This is a genomic window from Anaerolinea thermolimosa (assembly GCF_001050195.2).
In the GTDB taxonomy this organism is placed as follows: Bacteria; Chloroflexota; Anaerolineae; order Anaerolineales; family Anaerolineaceae; genus Anaerolinea; species Anaerolinea thermolimosa.
Window position 1 is genome coordinate 45709 of record NZ_DF967966.1, and the last position, 18351, is coordinate 64059.

The window sequence follows — 18351 nt, forward strand, 5'->3', positions numbered from 1 at the left end:
ATTTTATCCACAATTTTACCGGGTTCTTACTGTGCGTGAACGTTTCCATATCTGGGGGTGGTTCACTCTTGAAAGGGTATGACGCCATGGTTTTCTCCCCAGGCATCGAGGATTTCTTCTACCTGATCAAGATAGGCATCCAGGGCCTCCAGACGGCTTGCGAAGTGGTTTCGATCCAGGCCCACCATCTGGCAGGTTTCCTGCCAGGGTAAAATAACCGGAGAGTCTGCCGGAACGTGCGCCACAGAGAGCGTCCAGATGCGCATTAAAACCCAGAAGGCCGCTCCGGGGTTTCCTTCCCACAGGGCACTGGCGGCGCGGCTGTAATACGCACTGCGGCAGGAGTGTAAGCGGGTGGGGAAGGTCTCCTGCGAAGAAACCTGCTGGAAGGCTTCATCCCAGTGACGCATCCAGCTTTGCCAGACATCATCGCTCACCTCCACTTCACCGGCCAGCAACGCAGAGAGGCTGGCCGAAAGCTGTGGCCTGCCCAGTGCTGCGGCCCGACGGGGAAGCTCCAGTAAAAAACGCCGTTCGGTGAGCGGTGGGCCGGTGAGAACGGCGAAGGCGTTCCCGGCGTTCTCAAGTGCCTTCAGAAAACCAACCACCCGACGGCGATGGTCAGAAGAGGGGGCAAAAGCGAGATTGCTCCATTCCTGGCGGGCGAGGCTGGCCAGAGCCCGTGCTCGCGCCAGCACGTACTCTGGCTGGAGGAACTGTGCCCCCGTGGCGGCCTGGATGTAATCGAACCAGTGACGCGAGTCGTAAAGCACCAGGGGTTTGTTATAGATGAAAGGCCCCAGCCAGGGGTGAGTGCGTAATTGCCGCGGCTGGCGGAACAACGCTTCGGAGTAGTGACTGATATCCAGGTGGATTTCATCGCTCAGTCGCACCATTTCGCGGGGTTCGAGGGGTTCACTGTCGTGGATGATCACCAGATCAATATCTGTGGTACCCCCCAGCAGGGGGTCTTCGCTCAGGCAGGAACCCACCAGGTAAATACAGATCAACCTGCGGCTGATCTTTGCCCGTTGTTCGGCTGTTTCGCGGGCAATGCGGAGCAGAGTATCGCGAGTGATGCGCATGAAACCTCCCTGATTTGAATGCGCCGTCTCCAATCTACTCGTGCAGGGGCAGGGGCAGTTCGGGCTGGTAGGGCGCCAGCTCTAACGCCTGGCGGATGCGGTTCTCGATCCAGTGCAAATCTTCGGGAAAACGCACGAAATCGAGCCGGTCTGCCTCAATAACCAGCACCGGAGCAGTGTGCACGTGCCGGTGTAAGAAGAATTCGTCGTAAGCCCGGTTAAGCTCAGCGATGTATGCGCGTTCCATGTTGCGTTCGTAAGGGCGATCGCGCTGGGTGATGCGTGCCATGAGCAGGTCGGTGCTGGCGCGCAGGTAAACGATCAGATCAGGCGATTGGACTTTCTCGGCCAGGGCCTCATGCACCCGATGATACATTTCCAGTTCGTCTCCCTGCAGGTTGATGCCCGCGAATAGCGCGTCTTTCTCGAATGTGTAATCGCTGATCAGATTTTTCCCGTCACGGGTCAGCTCTGGAATGCCCCGCCGCTGCTGATGGTAGCGGCTGAGGAGGAAGAAGATCTGCGTCTGAAACGCATAACGTGCACGATCTTCATAGAATTTACTGAGAAATGGATTTTCTTCGAAGACTTCCAGCAGCAGATTGGCCTGGAAGGAGGGTTGAAGCAGACGCGCCAGGGTGGTCTTTCCGACGCCAATCACGCCCTCAATTGCAAGGTACATGCTCATCTCCTGAGGTGATCTCACTCAATATATACCATAGTTTTCTCCACAGACTGTGGAGAACTCCGAATCGGAGAAGCTGCTCGCGTTTGCTGAGTTGCTTCTCCTTTACAGGCAGGTGCCGAACCTTCTGGCCGGTGAAAACTTCATGAAACAGGGATCTGCTCTAACTGGCTCACAAGTTCGTTGATGACGGCGAAGCCGCCCTGCCAGAAGTCTGCCTGGTGAATATCGATTCCGGCTTCGGCCAGCAATTTTGCGGGTGCCATCGAGCCGCCTGCCGCCAGGATTTTCTTGAACCGCGGTTTAAAAGCCTCTCCTTCCTGCTTGAACTGCCGGTAGAGCGAAAGCACCAGCAGCTGGCCGAAGGCATAGGCGTACACATAGAAAGGTGTGGAGAAAATATGCGGGATGGAAACCCATTCCCAGCGGAATTCGTCGCTCACTTCCACCGCCTCGCCAAACTGTTCCTTCAGGTTTTCAAGGTAGGCGGCGGCCATCTCGTCCACCGAAGCGTTCTGATGTACCATCTCGTGCGCCTGTTTTTCGAAGAGGGCAAAATAGGCCTGCCGCTGGATGGTGGCGTAAGAGTCGTCCACCTGCCGGAAGAGAATATCGCGGCGCACGGCTTCGTCTGTTTCCTCGGCCAGCAGGCGGTCAACGAGCATCATTTCGCCGAAGGTTGAGGCTGTTTCGGCCAGTGGAAGCGAAGCATGGAAGGTGAAGATACTGTGATCGGCGGCCATCATCGAATGAATGGCGTGTCCCAGTTCGTGCGCCATGGTAGCCACATCATCGGCCCTGCCCTGATAGTTAAGCAATACCCACGGGGTGATGCGCGGGTTGACTGTTGAGCAGAAAGCCCCGCTTTGTTTTCCTTTGCGCACTTCACTATCCAGGTGGTTTTCCTCGAAGACCCGCCTTGCCAGCGTGCTGAATTGTGGGTCAAACTGCTGGAACGAGTCGAGCACCATTTCGGCGGCGTGCTCGAATGCATAGCGTTTATCAGACCTGGCCACCGGCGCATAAATATCGTAACGGCGAAGGCGTTCCATGCCCAGCCAGCGTGCCTTGAGATTAAAGTAGCGCTGGAAGACGGGGGTATTCTTACGGCACACATCCAGCAGGGTTTCAACCACATCATCGGGAATATCGTTGGCCAGGTTGCGCACCGCGATGGGTGAGGAATAACCGCGCAGGATCAGGTTTTCATTGCGCCAGTCACGTGCCAGCGCCTGATACATCTGCCCCAGGATGGCGCCATCCTTCCCGTAAACCCGGTAAAGCTCCTGGTAGGCACGGGCGCGCAGATCGGGGTCGTGCTGGCGCACATAGACCATTAACTCGCCGCGAGTTAGCTCTTTCACCTCGCCGTCCACCTCCAGGGTAAAGGTGTAACGGTTGGTGTACGAGTCGTAAAGGCGTTCGATGGCGCTGGCGCCGGTGACATTTTTGAGATTGATGATTTTCTCTTCCGGTTCAGAGAGGGTGTACGGCTTGAAGTGCCGCATCTCTTCCAGCCAGTAGGTAAAATCACCGGCATCTTTCATCAGGCGGGCGGCGTTTTCATCATCAAGAGCCTTCCACCACAGACTGAAAAAGAGAATGCGATTGCTCATCTCAGCCAGGAACTGCTCTACCCGGCCGATCAATGTCAGCGCGTTTTGATCCTGGGTATTGGCGGCGAAGGAAAGCCCCGCATACCCGTAGAGGCGGTAGCCAAGCTCCTGAATGGCTTCCATTTTTTGCACCATTTTCAGGAACTCCTCTGAGGAAATCTCGGGGCGCAAAAGCGGACGCAGGCCCTCAAATTCCTGCACCAGAGTTTCCAGCGTGGAGAAAGCAGCTTCGATCTCCTCGGGTTTTCCCGAAAACAGATCATTCAAAGACCAGCGTGTGCTCTGATAAGTTGATGGCGTGCTCATTTTTTCCCTTTCCTCAAATCATGGTGGTTCTGTAGGCCGGGTAAGGCACCTTCGGCATGGATGGTTTGGAACAGCACATCATGTAAAACAGGGTTGGCCGCCAGGATGTTACAGGGCGGTGTGAGATAATCTGCTCCACCCTGCAAGTTGGTGACGAGCGCACCGGCTTCGGCGGCAATCAGTCCTCCGGCAGCCAGGTCCCAGGGCTGAACCGAAACCTCCCAGTAGCCATCCACCCGCCCCGCGGCCACATAACACAGATCGAGCGCGGCTGAACCCAGCCGGCGCACCCCTTGAGTCAGCCGCTGGAGGCGGTCGAAGAGCTTAAGGTTGGTGTCAATCACCCAGTCGTCATAGGCAAAACCTGTGGTGAGAAGACTCTGTAACAGGTCTGAAGCAGGAGACACATGCAGGGGCTTCCCATTCAGCCAGGCACCGAAGCCGCGTTCGGCGCTGAACATCTCATCGCGAGTGGGGTCGTAGACTACTCCCAGACGCACACCCTGCCGGTCGGCATACGCGATGGAGACGGCAAAGATGGGCAGTCCGTGAGCAAAGTTGGTGGTTCCATCCAGGGGGTCAATGTACCAGCGATGATCTTCATCTCCCGGGTGCGAGCCCGTTTCTTCAGAAAGAATGCTGTGACCGGGAAAGCGCGAACGGATCATTCCGAGGAGGATCTCCTCGGAGCGCTTGTCGTACTCTGTAACGAGGTCGATACGTCCTTTGTGTTCGAAGGTGTGTTGAAGCCCGTAGCCCTGACACAAAAATTCACCGGCCTGACGGGCGCAGGCCTGTAGATCGGCAAGAGTGGGTTGCATAGACCCGTATTATACCCCCTGTGGCCAGTGCAGGCCAAAGGGCCGGGCATGGTTGGATACGCTCCTCAACCGGCCACCTGGCGAGCGGCTCAAATGCCCTTCCATGGGAAGAGGAGAAAGAGATAAGCAGGCTCAAAAAGGGATGGAGGGGATCAGCCTTGAGGAGGAGAGGTTTTCCACTCGTCAAGAATCTGGAGGAGCTGATCGAGTTCACGCTGAATTTCGTCGCGGTCGGCGATGGCACTTTTGAGCAGCGCCTCGAAGGCTGGCTTTTGTTCTTCAGGGAGGCTGGCCAGCAGCCGTTCGGTGCGGAGGATCTGGGTGTTCTTGTGGCGCAATTTTTGCTCCAGACGTTCGCGGTATCCCTGATAAAACTCTCGCTCCTGCATGGGCGGGGGCAGGCTGGGAGCGCCGGAGGTTAAAATCTCGGCCACGGTGAGCAAGAATTCTTCCGTATCGATGGGTTTTTCCATGAAGCGCACGGCCCCCAGGCTGAGGGCAAACTGCTTGTCTTCGGGGGTCACGTAGGTGGCCGAGAGGAAAATGATGGGGATTTGCCGGGTGAGCGGGTCTTTCCTCAGGTGGTGTGCCATGGCAAACCCGTCCATCCTGGGCATGAGAATATCGGCAATGATCAGGGCAGGCTTCTCACGCGCTACCTGTTCCAGGGCTTCTTCGCCATTACGCGCTGTGATGACCGGATAGCCCTTGAAACGCAGGGTAACTTCCAGCAGTTCCAGCACGTGCGGAACGTCTTCCACGACCAGAATTGGACCGTAAGGTACACTCATGGTTTGATTTTAGCCGAGCTTTGCCCTCTCTTCAAGAAAATTGGCTCTACAATATTGAAAGGTGAGCGACCTGCTGAAGATTTCACCCCTGTTATATTACAATCGAACCATGAAACAGGCTTCACGTTCTTTCTTTCTCCTCCTTGGCGTAGCGGCTGGTTTTGCAATCGCGGGCAGTTTTCTGCCGGGTGGTTTTGATGCATTGTATTTCTTTATGCGTTCTCCTCGAACCGACACAGTAGTTCCTGCTCAGGCTTATCTTTTCACGGTTCCGCTTTCATGGCTGGGGTGGCCCCGTAGCTGGCAGGTGCTCATTTTCCTCACCATCTTGGGGGCTGGCCTTGCGGCTCTGGCCTGGGATAACCGAAACTGGTGGTTTGCGGTTTTCTCTGCGCCTATGGTGTGGAATATCTGGCTGGGGCAGATTGAGATTTTCTCGATTGCGGGCCTGCTGGTTGCGGCGCTTCTGATCAAAAGGCGGGTTCATCCTGCATGGGTCGGCCTGATGTGGCTTCTGTTTTCGGTTAAACCTCAGGTGGGGCTGGGGCCATTGTTGCTTGTCTCGTGGTGGGTAGGGCGAGACCGGGGGTTCAAAGCTTTGCTGTGGGGGTTGCCGGTAGCTGGGCTGGCTTTAGCCCTCACCTTTTTGTTCTGGCCCGGCTGGGTCGAGCGATGGCTGGTTAGTCTTCAGATTGTTCATCCTAATCCAGCCTGGGTTGCAGCTATCTGGCCTTATGGATTGGTGTTTATTCCACTGGCGGTGTTGCCGAGGGTGGCTGATCAGAAGAAGCGCCTGCGCATGATTGCCGCGGCAACCTTGCTCGCCAGCCCTTATTTTACACTTTATCATTCCTCAACATTGCTGGTCCTGGTTTCTTCTCCGCTGGGGCTGCTTCTATCCTGGGCGCTTGTATATCCGGCCAGTGCCCTTGCTGAGACCTGGAGAATGTGGGGCTGGGTCTTACCGGCAGCCATCCTGCTGGTGGATTTTACTTCGCATTATCAACCCATTCTTGCTCGCTTTTTTCACCGCCTGTGGCCTGACCATAAAAATACAGTCATTTAATTTCTCTTGAGGTGTAATATTCATGGTTGTGGCACGTCTTCCAGCTTACCCTGAAGCTGAGTACAATGGGTTGTGTCTATCCTGCCTTTTCTGGAGAATCCCCCACCATGCCTAAAAAAGTATTCGTCAGTGGCTTCTTTGACCTGCTTCACAGTGGCCACGTGGCTTTCCTTGAAGAAGCAGCCCGTTATGGGGACGTGTATGTGGCCGTAGGTTCTGACCGCACGTTCTATGAGCTTAAGGGGTACCCCCCGGTCAACAGCGAAGAGGAACGCCTGTACATGCTGCAATCATTGGGGAGCGTTAAACGGGCTTTTCTTTCGCAGGGTTCGGGAGTGCTCGATTTTCTCGACGAATTCAAACGCATTCGGCCCGATATATTCATCGTCAACGAAGACGGTAACCTACAGGCCAAACGCCGCCTGTGTGAAGAATATGGCGTGGAATACATTGTTTTACAGCGCACACCGCGCCCCGGGCTGATTGCCCGCTCTTCTACCGGGATGCGCTCGGTGGTGACCATGCCGTTCCGGGTGGATATTGCCGGGGGATGGCTCGACCAGCCCTTTGTTTCAAAATTTTATCCCGGCCCCGTCATTACCGTATCGATTGAGCCAACCGTTGAGTTCAACGATCGGAGCGGCATGGCTTCCAGCACGCGCCGCGCCGCGCTTGACCTGTGGGGGCCGCGTTTACCCGTGGGCGATTCCGAAAAGCTGGCGAAGATTCTTTTCTGCTACGATAACCCCCCAGGTAAACCCTTTATCTCAGGCTCTCAGGATAGCATTGGCATTGTTTTTCCGGGACTGAATATCTCGCATTACCGGGGAGAGTACTGGCCAGAGCGTATTGAATCGGTGCACGATGAACCAACCCTGCAATTCATTGAACAATCGCTCTACCTGGTGCCCCTGGGGCCCCGCGGGCAGGAGTTCGACGTACTCTCTCGCACACACATTGACCGCGACCGCGCCAAAGCCCTCTCCGATGCGGCGCTGGCCTGCTGGGATGCCATCCTGGCGCACGACATTCAACGCTTTGGACGTCATTTTCGCGAGTCCTTCGAAGCTCAGGTGGCCATGTTCCCGCTCATGATGACCGATATGGTGGCTGAGATGATCGATCAGTATCGGGAACGCGCCCTCGGCTGGAAGCTCTCCGGCGCGGGCGGCGGGGGGTACCTCATCCTCGTGGCCGACAAACCCATCGAACAGGCGATCCGGATTTTGATTCGCCGGAAATCCGATTAACCCACTTTTTCAGGAGCAAACATTCATGGAGAAACTTCGTATTGGTGTCATTGGGCTGGGCATGGGGCGGCATCACATTGCCGGTTATCAGGCTCACCCCGGGGCGGAGGTTGTAGCCGCTGCCGACGTGGACGAAAAACGCCTCAACGAGATCTGTGATCAATACCATGTGTCTCATCGCTATACCAGCGCCCAGCAAATGCTGGAAGAAGAGAAGCTGGATCTGGTGAGTGTGGCAACCCCCAATAAATTCCACCGCGACCTCACGGTGGCCGCTTTGGAGGCGGGGTGCCATGTGCTGTGTGAAAAACCCATGGCTATGAGTGCGGCAGAAGGCCGTGAAATGCTGGCCGCGGCGCAGAAGGCCGGTAAGCGATTGATGATCAATTTCTCTTACCGGTTTTCCGAGCAAAGCCGGGCGCTCAAACAGCAGGTGGATTCGGGCATTCTGGGCGATGTTTACTTCGCGCGCACGGTCTGGCACCGCCGGCGGGGCTTGCCGGGATTTGGTGGCTGGTTTGGTCAGAAGGCGCTTTCGGGAGGTGGGCCGCTCATCGACCTGGGGGTGCACCGCCTCGACCTGGCGCTGTGGCTGATGGGATACCCCAGGCCGGTCTGGGTGTTGGGCAGTACATATAACCCCATCGGTTCTGAACTGGCTGCGCGCATGGGGAAAGCCTTCGATGTGGAAGATCTTGCCGTGGGGTTGATTAAATTTGCCAACGGCGCCACCCTCGTTTTAGAGGCTTCCTGGGCGGCGAATATCAAAGAAAGCGAATTGATGGAAACACGCCTCTACGGCACGAAAGCCGGCCTGGTGCAACGCAATGTGGATGAAACGTATAAATTTGAGGCTGAGATTTACCTTGAAAAAGACGGCGCCCAATTTGACATGAAATTGCATCCACCTCTGCCCGGCGCGGTGAGTTCTTATTATCATTTTGTCGATGCCATCCTCAACGACCGCCCGCACACAGCCACCGGCGAAGAAGGCCTGCTGGTGATGGAAATTTTAGATGCGCTGTACCGTTCAGCGGCGGAAGGCGGCCCGGTGCAGATTGCCTGAAAGGGATATGGCCGGGGTTTTTCCCTTCAGCCAGCCAGGCGCTGGAGCACGTTTTCGCCCAGCATAGCCTGCACCTCCGCAGGGTTGAAGCCCCGCTCGAACAGGCGTGCCCGGATGATTGAGGGCAGGCTGGCCAGCCCCGGCCCTTTGCCGGTGGAGGCCCACATGGAAAGGTCGGCCAGGTCGGTGGCGAGCGCTATCGAGCCGCACAGGTCGGCCTTTCCCATGGCCTCGAGCAGGGGCCAGAGCCTTTCTTCAGGATGATACTGGGGGCGGAAGAAGGTATCATATTCGAGTAAGACGCCCGCCCGGGCCAGTTCCTGGTGCAGGAGAGGATCGGGGCGCTTATCCATATGGCAGAGCATTAACCGGGTGGGTGGCAGACCCTGACGATGGAAAAAATCTACAATTTGCTCAGCGCTGGCGCCTTTTTCGGTGTGCACGGCCACCATCGCCCCTGTCTGCCGGGCCGCGCAGGCTGCCGCCTCGAAAAGATGGCGGGGCGAAGCCTCCAGGGTGGCTTCACATGCGGCTTTGATGAACCCCGCCCGCACAGGGGCCGGGTCTCTTTCTGAAAGGGTTTCCTCGGTGCCCAGGGTAATTTCTCTGATGAACAGATCAGAGGCGGCCTCGGTTGAAAGCTCCCACAGAGGGCTTTCGGGGGGGTAATACTTGCGCAGGTGAAAGCCCGTGCAGGTGATGAGATGCACACCGCTTTCGCGAGCCAGTTGCCGGAGGACGCGCGCATCGCGCCCGCAACCATAGGGCTGAAAATCCAGCAGGGCTCTGCCGCCCGCCTGATGAAACAGGAGAAGTTCTCGAAGCGAAGCCCCGTAATCGTTTAAAACCGGGGCGCCGGGCGCCACTCCGGCTGGCGGATTGATCCAGACGTGGTTATGGGCGTCGGTCAGGCCGATGGCATGCAGCGGCACCACTCCGAGAACGGTAGACACGGTTTTTGAAGTCGGGAGAGGTGGGGTTGAAGAAGGGGAAATCATCCTTGTTCCTTTTTGGCACGTTTTTCAGTGTACATGCGTGCGTCGGCGCGTGAAGGGGGTGGGTGGCGTTGAACTCTTCCACCTGCTCCGCCAGCCGCCGTGCCAGGGGGCCGGTCTCGGGCTTCTCACTCATCATTGCCAGCACGGCAAATTCATCTCCGCCCATACGCGCGATGACATCGGCAGTGCGGTACGTTTGCCTGAGAATGTGGGCGGCGTCTTTCAGGGCCTGGTCGCCCATCTGGTGACCGAGGGTATCGTTGATCTCTTTCATCCCGTCAATGTCGGCAAAGATGAGCAAAAGCCCCGAGTTGAGCCGCTCGGCCACGCGGATTTGCTGCTGGGCCAGGGTGAAAAACCCCCGCCGGTTGTACAGACCGGTCAGTTCGTCCATGATGGCCAGTTTTTGGATTTCGTTATAGAGCCGGGCGTTTTCTAAAGCGGCGGTGACCTGACCGGCAAAGACGGTGAAGGCGGGCACATCATTTTCGACCAGGTCATTGCCCCAGATGAGCAGGGCGCCTACCGGGCGGTCCTTCACCATCATTGGCAAAAAGATGGAACAGGTCTCAGGGGTGATGCGCAGTTTGGCCAGCGCGGTATGGATGACCTCGCGGGGTATATCTCCGAAGGTACTGGCGAACATTTGCCATACCTGGTTGTTGAAGCGCGGCTTCCGTTCTTCCAGCAAACGCAGGGGATGTTGAAGCACATCACCCCGGTGCAGGCTGGGGATGGGGTGGCCGACCAGAGCTTCGGCTTCGGCCAGGGCGTGTTGATCCAGTGAAATGTACTGAACCACCAAATCCCCACTTTCGGGATCGAGGCGGGCAATTTCCAGAAAAACCCCCAGGTTTTGTAATTCAGCGCCTACCGTTTCCATGATCTGTTCGGTATCCATGGTGGCCTGAAGGCGGCTGGAGACCCCGTTCAGAGCGGCGATCACCCGGTTCGAACGCGCCAGTTCCAGGCTGCGCTGTTTTTCTGCTTCCAGAAGGCGGGCTTTCTCAACCACAAGCGCGGCCTGGTCAGCCAGCATACTCGCCAGGCGCACTTCATCGGCGTCGAACAGGCCGGTGTGACGGTCGTCACTGATGTGGATGACCCCGATCACCCGGCCCTGTACCTTCAAGGGAATGGCCAGCACGCGCTTGAACGGTGCACTGGCAAATACCGCCGCGTGATACGGCCAGTGCTCATAATCGGGCACGTTCATGAGCTGCCCCGTCTGGGCGACTCGCCCGGTCACCCCTTCACCGGGTTGAATGACTGCTCCGATATAGCGTGCCATCTCATCATGCGCCACGGTGAGAATCAGACTTTCATCTTCTGGGTTGAGCAGGAACAACCCCACCATGGGGGCATTGATGAGGTGTGCCACCCGTTCCACGATCGAGTTTAATACGGTGGAGAGTTCGAAGCCTGTGTTGATCTCCAGAAAAGTCTGGTAAAGGGCTTCCAGTTCGCTGGCGCGCCGGTTGAGCGCTGACTCGATGCGTTTCCGTTCAATGGCATACCGAATGGCGCGTTCCAGCAGCGCGCTATTAACCTGTCCTTTGACCAGGTAATCCTGTGCACCGGCCTGCACGGCCCTGAGGGCCAGTTCTTCATCATCATTGCCGGTCATCACCAGAATAGCGGTATTCGGGGCCAGGCTGCGCACTTTGAGGAGGGTATCTAAACCGCGGCTGTCAGGTAGATTCAGGTCGAGTAAAATGGCGTCAAAGGTCTCAGCCACCATGTGGGCCAGTCCCTGTTCCAGGCGCGGCACCCAGTGGATGTGGATGCTCTGGGGAGGACGCGCAGGCATATCTGGAAGGGCCAGTGTTTCCATCAACAAATCGGCATCCGCCGGGTTGTCCTCAATGTTCAGCACGTGAAGGATCTCTCTGCTCAAGGGCGCCTCATTAATAAAGGGCTTTCCCGGTTTGGGGGGAAGGCAAGCGGGCTGTCTCCAGCCAGAAGGAACGAATGGATTGCACAAACTGGGCGAATTGATCCAGGCCGGTTGGTTTCACCACATAGGCGTTGGCGTGCAGTTGATAACTGCGGTCAATATCTTCCTGGGCCGATGAACTGGTCAGAATCACCACCGGGATGCTTTGCAGGTTTCCATCGCGGCGGAGCTCCTGGAGAAAATCGAAGCCGTTCATACCGGGCATTTTGAGATCAAGCAGGATTAAATCGGGCATTGCTGGCTGGGCCGGTGAAACTCCCTTTAAAATGGCCATGGCCTGGCTGCTCCCGCGCGCCGCAAAGAGTGTTGCGGCAACTGCCTGGTCTTCGAAGGACTCGCGAACCAGCTCAATATCTGCCGGGTTGTCATCGATCATCAAAATATTCACGTGCCGTTCGGGCTTGGCTCTCATGAGCTATCCTCCTCAGGCTGATCAGGAATGGTAAAGAAAAAGGTAGAACCTTTTCCGGGGGTGGAATCAAACCAGATCTCTCCGCCGTGTTTACGGATAATTTTTCGGCACAGGGCAAGGCCGATGCCTGTTCCGGGGTATTCATCAGGGGTGTGCAGGCGTTGAAACAGGTTAAAGATGCGCTCTTTGAACTGAGGGTCAATCCCGATGCCGTTATCGGCGATGGCAAAGCGCCAGGCCTGCGCTTCGCGGCTGGCCGAAACCTGCACCAGCGGAGAAACCCCCTCACGCCGGAATTTGAGGGCGTTGCCGATCAAATTTTGAAATACCTGAAAGAGCTGAGGCTCGTCTGCCTTGATTACCGGCAGTGGAGAGACCTCCACTCTTCCGCCGCTTTCCTGGAGGGTTGCCTGCAGATTGAAAATGACCTGCTCAACCAGCCGGTTACAGTCCACGGCTACCAGTGGCCGGGCGTGGGTGCTTACCCGTGAATAAGCCAGCAGGTCATGGATCATTTGTTGCATGCGCTGGGTTCCCTGGACAATGTAGCCCATATACTTTCGGCCGCGTTCATCCATCTGGCCGCCGTAGCGGCGTTCGAGGAGCTGGGTAAAGCTTGCAATCATGCGCAGGGGTTCCTGCAGGTCGTGAGAAACGACCGAGGCAAACTGCTCCAGTTCAGCGTTGGAGCGCGCCAGTTCGGTATTCAATGCCGCCAGACTCTGAGCTGTGCGTTTAATCTCAGTGATATCCTCATAAGTACCCAGTACACCAAAGACGTGGCCATCGCGTTCGCGCAGGGGAATTTTACTCGTCTGCAGCCAGAGAGTGTGCCCGTCGGGGCGTGTCTGGGGCTCTTCATAGCCCAGCTTTTCTTCCCCGCTTTCCATGACGGCGCGGTCGTCCGCCTGGTATTGTGCGGCGTTGGCCTTCCAGGGGAGGTCTGTATCCAGTTTGCCGATCAGCTCCTCGACGGAATTCAGCCCGGCATCTTCCAGAAATGCCCGGTTGGCTCCCAGGAAGCGCAGTTGGGTATCTTTCCAGAATACCCGCTGGGGGATGTGGTCGAGGATCAACTGCAACATGTGGCGAGAGCGATACAGGTCTTCTTCGATCTGTTTGCGGCGCGAGACGTCCCGCGAGACCCCCAGTACATGGGTGAGATGGTTTTCCTCGTCGTGTACGGGCACCAGGATGGTATCCAGCCAGAAGGGTACGCCGTGGAAGATGTTTTTACTTTCAAAAGCCAGAGCCTGGCCGCTCCGTACCACCTGACGGATACGCTTCCAGAGGCGCTGACCGGCGTCTTCGGGGAACAGGTGGATCACCGACTGGCCGTTCAGTTCTTCCACGCTTTTCCCGAAGAAAAACGCCGCCCGCTGGTTGGCGTATTCGATCTTTCCCTCGGTAGAAATCACCATGACGATATCGGGCGCGGCCTCGGCCAGGGTGCGGTAAAGGGTTTCACTGCGGCGTAATTCGGCGGTGCGCTCGGCCACGCGTTTTTCCAGCTCATCGCGTGCGCGGCGCAGTTCTTCAGCCAGGCGATGCGCTTCACGGGTATCACGGGCATGGAAAGAAAAATGGTTGATCGTGCCGCTGTCGGACGAGTGTGCCAGCAGGACGAGGGAGACGGGCATCTCTTCGCCCCCTGCCGAAAGCAGGGCGGCCTGGCTGCTCCAGAATCCTTCGCGCAGGGCGGCGGGGATACCCTCCTGCTGGATACGTTCGACTTCCCTGCGGGGGGCCAGGTTTTCCAGCGAAAGGTGATTCAGGCTGCCCATGCCCACCCCGAAAAACTCGCGTGCTGCCCAGTTGAGATAGACCACTTCACCGCTGGTGGCAAGGGTGCCAATGACATCGGGGGTGCTCTCGATGATTTCGATCAGCCGCAGTTGTTCCTCTTCCTCCCGGTGCTGTTCATGGATGCTCTGAAGGGCGCTTAACACCTGAGTTGCTTCACCGCCAGGGGCGCGTGAGAAGGCTGTCTCGTGAATGAGAAACCAGCGCCATTCGCCGCCGGTGTGGGGCAAACGACATTCGAGGGTGTGTACTTCTCCATCGGCCGCACCCGCCATCGTCCGGTCATGCGCCTGCAGGCGTTCACGATCTTCAGGGTGGCAGAGGGTGTACAAAGAGCTTTTTTCAAGATCATCCGACAGGGGCAGCGGAAACCGGGAATGAACCCCCGGCGGCCAGGTGAGAGGATGAAGCTGACCGGTATGGAGGGTGCGTATCACCACCGGAAAGGGGAGTTTGGCCAAAATATTGAGGGGATCAACTGGATCAGCCTGAGGGAACGTCTGCCCGGCGATCAACAGCCAGCCGGGTTGGCCGGAGAGCGGCTCAACGGTCAGACGGGTTGAAATTGGATGTCCCGCGGATGAACGCCAGGATACCCAGAAAGCCCCCGGACGGTTCGTCTGGCGCACTTCATCCAGCCTTTTCTGGAAATGAACACCATCCCCTTCTGAAAGCCAACGCTCCAGGATCGTCCCCTGGAGCGTTTCCCATTCGATATTCAGGAGAGACAACAACCCCTGGTTGGCGCGCCGGATGCAATTCGATTCATCCAGCACAGCCAGCAGAACCCCTCTGGCCCCGGCAAGAGTTGCCCACACCGATGTTCCGTTTTCTTCAGCCAGGCTTCCCTCCCTGAGCGTGCTCTGATCGTCCAAAAGTTTCCTTTCTGTGGCCGCTCCCCCTTTGGCATGTCTGCAACATGGCAGGATTGCGGGTAAAAAATGATCTACTTTATTAAACTATAACAAGTTCCCTGTGATTTGTCCACTAAATAGCGAGGGTTTGGGTGAATTTCAGGCCTGAGGTGAGACTGCCCTTCCTGGAGTCGGGGGTGAAAGAGAAAACCGTGGCGGGTTTATCCGCGCTCTGGACTTCCCTTTTGGCTTGTAGTAGACTCAATTCCCATGAAGCCAGGAAGTCCAACGAACGAATACGTTTCTCTTTCCCTCCCCAGGGTCATTCGACCGGTTGAACCTTCGGGAGATGCCCTTACCTCCCCGCTGCAGAGTCATGCCTGGCCCAGCATTCGAGAGCATATCGCCGCCGAGTGGCGCGCTATTTTGAATGCCGATGAATTCATCGAGCGCAGCCACCCGCGTCCGGTCACTTTTCGCTGGGAGCCGCCAGCCGGTGAACCTGACCATGCCCGTTACGATCTGATCATCTCCCGCTATCCCGATTTCCAGGAGCCCCTCATTCTTGCCGGGCTCGACAGCACCCATGCTGAGGCGAAAAACCTGATGGTAGGCACCCGCTATTACTGGAAAGTCATTCAGCACCGCGAGGGAGCACCTGCCGCCGAGTCGCCGGTGGCATCGTTCGTCACCCATCCCGCCCCGCCGCGCTGGATTCGGGTGCCGGGTATTCCCAACGTGCGAGACCTGGGCGGCTGGAAAGTGGGTGATCATCACCGGGTGCGCCAGGGGTTGATGTATCGCTCGGCAGAACTCAACACGCACACCGTGCTGCTGCCCGAAGGCGAGCGGGTGCTGGTTGAGGAATTGAACATCCGCACCGACCTTGACCTGCGGGGCACCGCCGAGGATGAGTCTCCGGCTCCTGCGCTCAATCCGTCTCGAGTGAACTGGGCGCCCTGCCCGCTCTATGCCTATCGCGATATCTTTACCCCGGAAGGCAAAGAATCGATTCGCCGCGCCTTTCAGGTGCTGGCCGATCCCGATCGCTACCCGGTGCTCATCCACTGCTGGGCCGGTGCCGACCGTACCGGTACGCTGGCTTTTCTGGTCAACGGTATGCTCGGGGTGAGCCTGCCCGACCTGATCCACGATTACGAACTCACTTCGCTTTCGCGCATCGGTCTGCGGCTGGATAAGGGCTTCGGGCTGGACGATATTCTGGAAGGGTTGAAGGCTTACGGCGGTGACGGAGCCCCCCTGCAACAACGCATCGAAGCTTACCTGCACGAAGCCGGAGTGCCCCACGAGGCGCTGGAAGGTATGCGGTTGCGGCTTATTGAACCTTTCGAGGTTTAGCCCGCTTTTTCTCATACTGCCGATTGATGTACTGCCCCGCAACGCTGTTGAGCTGGCGGGGTATAATATTTTTAGAACAGACTTTCATCGATGATGCTCTTTTTCAGGCAGTTTCAGGAGGTGAGTGATGTTCACACCCTGGTTGATTCTGCTGGCGGCTTATCTGATGGGGTCATTTCCTACCGCGCTGATCGTCTCGCGGCAGGTGGCGGGAGTGGATATCCGGCAAATAGGCGATGCGAACATGGGCGCGCGCAATGCCGCCCATGTCCTCGGGTTTAAATACGGGCTTCTGATCGCCATCATAGATATTTCCAAAGGCGCCCTGGCTGTGATGCTGGCCGATGCCTTTGGTCTCTCGCTCGCCTGGAAGATCGGGGCGGCTGGTTGTTCTCTGCTCGGGCATGACTTCCCGATCTTTGCCGGGTTTCAGGGCGGGCAGGGGCTGGCCACCCTCACCGGCAACCTGCTTGCCTTTGCTCCGCTGGAGACGCTGATCGGTCTATCAGTTTACGGTTTGCTTTATGCCGTGGTGCATAATTCCAACATTGCCGCGGCCAGCGCCATGGGTCTGCAGGTGGTGCTGATGATCCTCTGGGCCGAAGCCTGGCCGGTGATTGCCTATGCTGTGCTGGCAAATCTTTCCATCCCGCTGAAAATGTACCTTGACCAGCCGCGCCGCGAGCGTCTGCGCCGCGCCTGATGCCGCCCAAAACCCTGGGCGGAGAACGTTTACCGCCCCCGGCCTTTTTGAGGCAGGGGGCGGCTCTTTTTGGGGAAACTGGATTATCGCTTTACCCAGCGCAGGCTGACCACGCTGAGGGCAAAGAGGACAGCGTAGGCGGCGAAAAGGGCAAAATACCCCACGCCGGGAGCATAGCCATTGAGCAGGTCGGCTACCGGACCGCCAATGCCCGATCCGACCATGCCGGCCCCCGCTCCGGCCAGATTGGAAACCCCCAGATAGCGTCCGGCTTCTTCCTGAGGTACCAGGTTGGTGCCCAGGGCCCAGTTTGAGGCGGTAAATGACCCCACGGCCAGCCCCAGCACCACGCCAGCGGTGTAGAGCAACCAGGTTTCGGGGCGCCAGATGATGACCAGGATCAGGATGGTGCCGATGACCGCAGTGACTCCACTCCAGGCAGTCATTCGCCGGTGGCCGAAACGGTCACCCAGCCAGCCGCCGGGGAGGGCGGTGATCATGGTGGCCACACCCACCGCCGCCACTAGCTGGCCGGTCATGCGTGCGGCTTCCTCACGTGAGATATGGAAGGTATACATCAGGAAGAAAGGCGCAAAGGCCTGAATGGAGGTAATGGCGCTGAAAAAGAAGAGGCGGTTGACCACCCACCAGACGAACGGGCGATTCTGAAGCACGGTCTTCCAGCTGAGGGTCGCCGCTGTGCCTGCCCAGACGCCTGCCCCCACCGCCACAATCATCGCCACTGCCCCACCCAGGCCAATGCCCACTGCTCTTGCCAGAGGACTCCCCCCCAGGGGTGAAACCATCAGCCAGGCGATTCCGCCAAGGATGCCGCCAGCCACCAGTCCGGCGGCCGCTCCGGCGGCGATGCCCGCGAGCATTCCCAGCACGCGCAGGAGCGTGGGGGCAAGGGGCAGGTCGGGTTTCTGGCGCAGGGGTTCCTCTTTAACCAGCAGGACGGTGATCAACATAATGATCAGCAGAGACAGTCCGGTGACGAGCACAGCCAGCCTGAAGCGCCCTGCCCCAACCAGGTTGGCAATGGTCAGGGCTACCAGGATGAGCGGGAGAAGCTCCATCACCCCTTTGATGCCCGAAGCCACCCCGCGCTGTTTTTCGGGAATCAGGTCTGGAATTAACCCCTGCACGGCGCCGTGCGAAATGTTTGCGCTGAACTGGATCAGGAGGGTGGCTACCAGCAGGGCCCAGAAGTCCCAGGCGTAGGCGATCATGGCCAGGAAGAGCAGGTCGAGCAGCACACCCACGAAGATAAAAGGCCGCCGCCTGCCAAAGCGAGAGGTGGAACGGTCGCTGAGCAGGCCCATGGCCGGTTGCACCAGCATGGCGATAATCAGCCCGGCGGTGCGGATAACCCCCAGCGACGTGTTTCGCACATCTTCTGAGACGAAGGCCGCCAGCAGGTAGGGGGTGAAGATGGTTCCCACCGCATTGTTGCGGATGTTCAACCCCAACCAGAAAAGATTGACCAGAAGAAGATCGTACCAGTGCGCACGTTTTTCCATGAGGAAGAGTATAGCAAAAGATGAGAAAAGGGATGCCCCGGAAAGGGCAGTTTTTT

15 protein-coding genes are annotated in these 18351 nt (G+C 57.7%); 5 read left to right on the plus strand and 10 right to left on the minus strand.

Features of this window, described 5'->3' with window-relative positions; all coding sequences use genetic code 11:
- Positions 1–62: 62 nt before the first annotated feature.
- The 5 genes from ATHL_RS15685 to ATHL_RS15705 all read right to left on the minus strand — a co-directional run bounded on the left by ATHL_RS15685 (position 63) and on the right by ATHL_RS15705 (position 5304).
- The gene (locus ATHL_RS15685; protein WP_062195773.1) at positions 63–1085 is read right to left on the minus strand and encodes a hypothetical protein; all 1023 of its coding nucleotides are present in this window, start codon (positions 1083–1085) and stop codon (positions 63–65) included.
- A 34-nt stretch (positions 1086–1119) separates the two neighbouring features.
- Entirely contained in the window at positions 1120–1767 is a 648-nt protein-coding gene (locus ATHL_RS15690; protein WP_201798011.1) for a deoxynucleoside kinase, read from the minus strand.
- Between the two features lie 146 nt (positions 1768–1913).
- Positions 1914–3692, minus strand: a complete 1779-nt coding sequence (locus tag ATHL_RS15695; RefSeq protein ID WP_062195777.1) for a M3 family oligoendopeptidase — start codon at positions 3690–3692, stop codon at positions 1914–1916.
- Positions 3689–4513 carry an inositol monophosphatase family protein gene (locus ATHL_RS15700; protein ID WP_062195778.1) on the minus strand — a complete coding sequence of 275 codons (825 nt, stop codon included), beginning with the start codon at positions 4511–4513 and terminating at the stop codon, positions 3689–3691. Before ATHL_RS15700 ends, ATHL_RS15695 begins: the two co-directional genes overlap by 4 nt.
- A gap of 152 nt (positions 4514–4665) precedes the next feature.
- Positions 4666–5304 carry a response regulator gene (locus tag ATHL_RS15705; protein ID WP_062195780.1) on the minus strand — a complete coding sequence of 213 codons (639 nt, stop codon included), beginning with the start codon at positions 5302–5304 and terminating at the stop codon, positions 4666–4668.
- Between the two features lie 109 nt (positions 5305–5413).
- On the opposite strand from ATHL_RS15705, the gene ATHL_RS15710 reads away from it, so the two are divergent.
- The 3 genes from ATHL_RS15710 (at position 5414) to ATHL_RS15720 (ending at position 8686) form a co-directional block, all read left to right on the plus strand.
- Positions 5414–6370 carry a hypothetical protein gene (locus ATHL_RS15710; RefSeq protein ID WP_162787763.1) on the plus strand — a complete coding sequence of 319 codons (957 nt, stop codon included), beginning with the start codon at positions 5414–5416 and terminating at the stop codon, positions 6368–6370.
- 107 nt (positions 6371–6477) lie between these two features.
- Entirely contained in the window at positions 6478–7620 is a 1143-nt protein-coding gene (locus tag ATHL_RS15715) for an adenylyltransferase/cytidyltransferase family protein (protein ID WP_062195783.1), read from the plus strand.
- A gap of 25 nt (positions 7621–7645) precedes the next feature.
- Positions 7646–8686, plus strand: a complete 1041-nt coding sequence (locus tag ATHL_RS15720) for a Gfo/Idh/MocA family protein (protein ID WP_062195785.1) — start codon at positions 7646–7648, stop codon at positions 8684–8686.
- 26 nt (positions 8687–8712) lie between these two features.
- Here ATHL_RS15720 and ATHL_RS15725 read toward each other — a convergent pair whose 3' ends face one another.
- The 4 genes from ATHL_RS15725 to ATHL_RS15740 are packed head-to-tail and all read right to left on the minus strand — an operon-like array spanning position 8713 to position 14731.
- Positions 8713–9639 (minus strand): phosphotriesterase family protein, encoded by a 927-nt coding sequence (locus tag ATHL_RS15725; protein WP_162787764.1) that lies wholly within the window; start codon positions 9637–9639, stop codon positions 8713–8715.
- Positions 9581–11581 (minus strand): diguanylate cyclase, encoded by a 2001-nt coding sequence (locus ATHL_RS15730; protein ID WP_062195788.1) that lies wholly within the window; start codon positions 11579–11581, stop codon positions 9581–9583. Before ATHL_RS15730 ends, ATHL_RS15725 begins: the two co-directional genes overlap by 59 nt.
- 10 nt (positions 11582–11591) lie before the next feature.
- On the minus strand, positions 11592–12053 hold the full coding sequence (locus tag ATHL_RS15735; protein ID WP_062195790.1) for a response regulator: 462 nt from the start codon (positions 12051–12053) through the stop codon (positions 11592–11594).
- The gene (locus ATHL_RS15740) at positions 12050–14731 is read right to left on the minus strand and encodes a PAS domain S-box protein (RefSeq protein WP_062195791.1); all 2682 of its coding nucleotides are present in this window, start codon (positions 14729–14731) and stop codon (positions 12050–12052) included. The genes ATHL_RS15735 and ATHL_RS15740 overlap by 4 nt, the downstream gene beginning before the upstream one ends.
- A 249-nt stretch (positions 14732–14980) precedes the next feature.
- Here ATHL_RS15740 and ATHL_RS15745 point away from each other — a divergent pair, with 249 nt between their 5' ends.
- Together ATHL_RS15745 and ATHL_RS15750 are read left to right on the plus strand one after the other, a co-directional pair.
- On the plus strand, positions 14981–16069 hold the full coding sequence (locus ATHL_RS15745) for a tyrosine-protein phosphatase (protein WP_062195794.1): 1089 nt from the start codon (positions 14981–14983) through the stop codon (positions 16067–16069).
- Between the two features lie 127 nt (positions 16070–16196).
- Positions 16197–16772, plus strand: coding sequence for a glycerol-3-phosphate acyltransferase (locus ATHL_RS15750; RefSeq protein ID WP_062195795.1), 576 nt, complete (start codon positions 16197–16199; stop codon positions 16770–16772).
- A gap of 83 nt (positions 16773–16855) precedes the next feature.
- On the opposite strand, the gene ATHL_RS15755 is transcribed toward ATHL_RS15750, so the two are convergent.
- Positions 16856–18295, minus strand: a complete 1440-nt coding sequence (locus ATHL_RS15755) for an MFS transporter (RefSeq protein WP_062195797.1) — start codon at positions 18293–18295, stop codon at positions 16856–16858.
- Between the last annotated feature and the right edge of the window lie 56 nt (positions 18296–18351).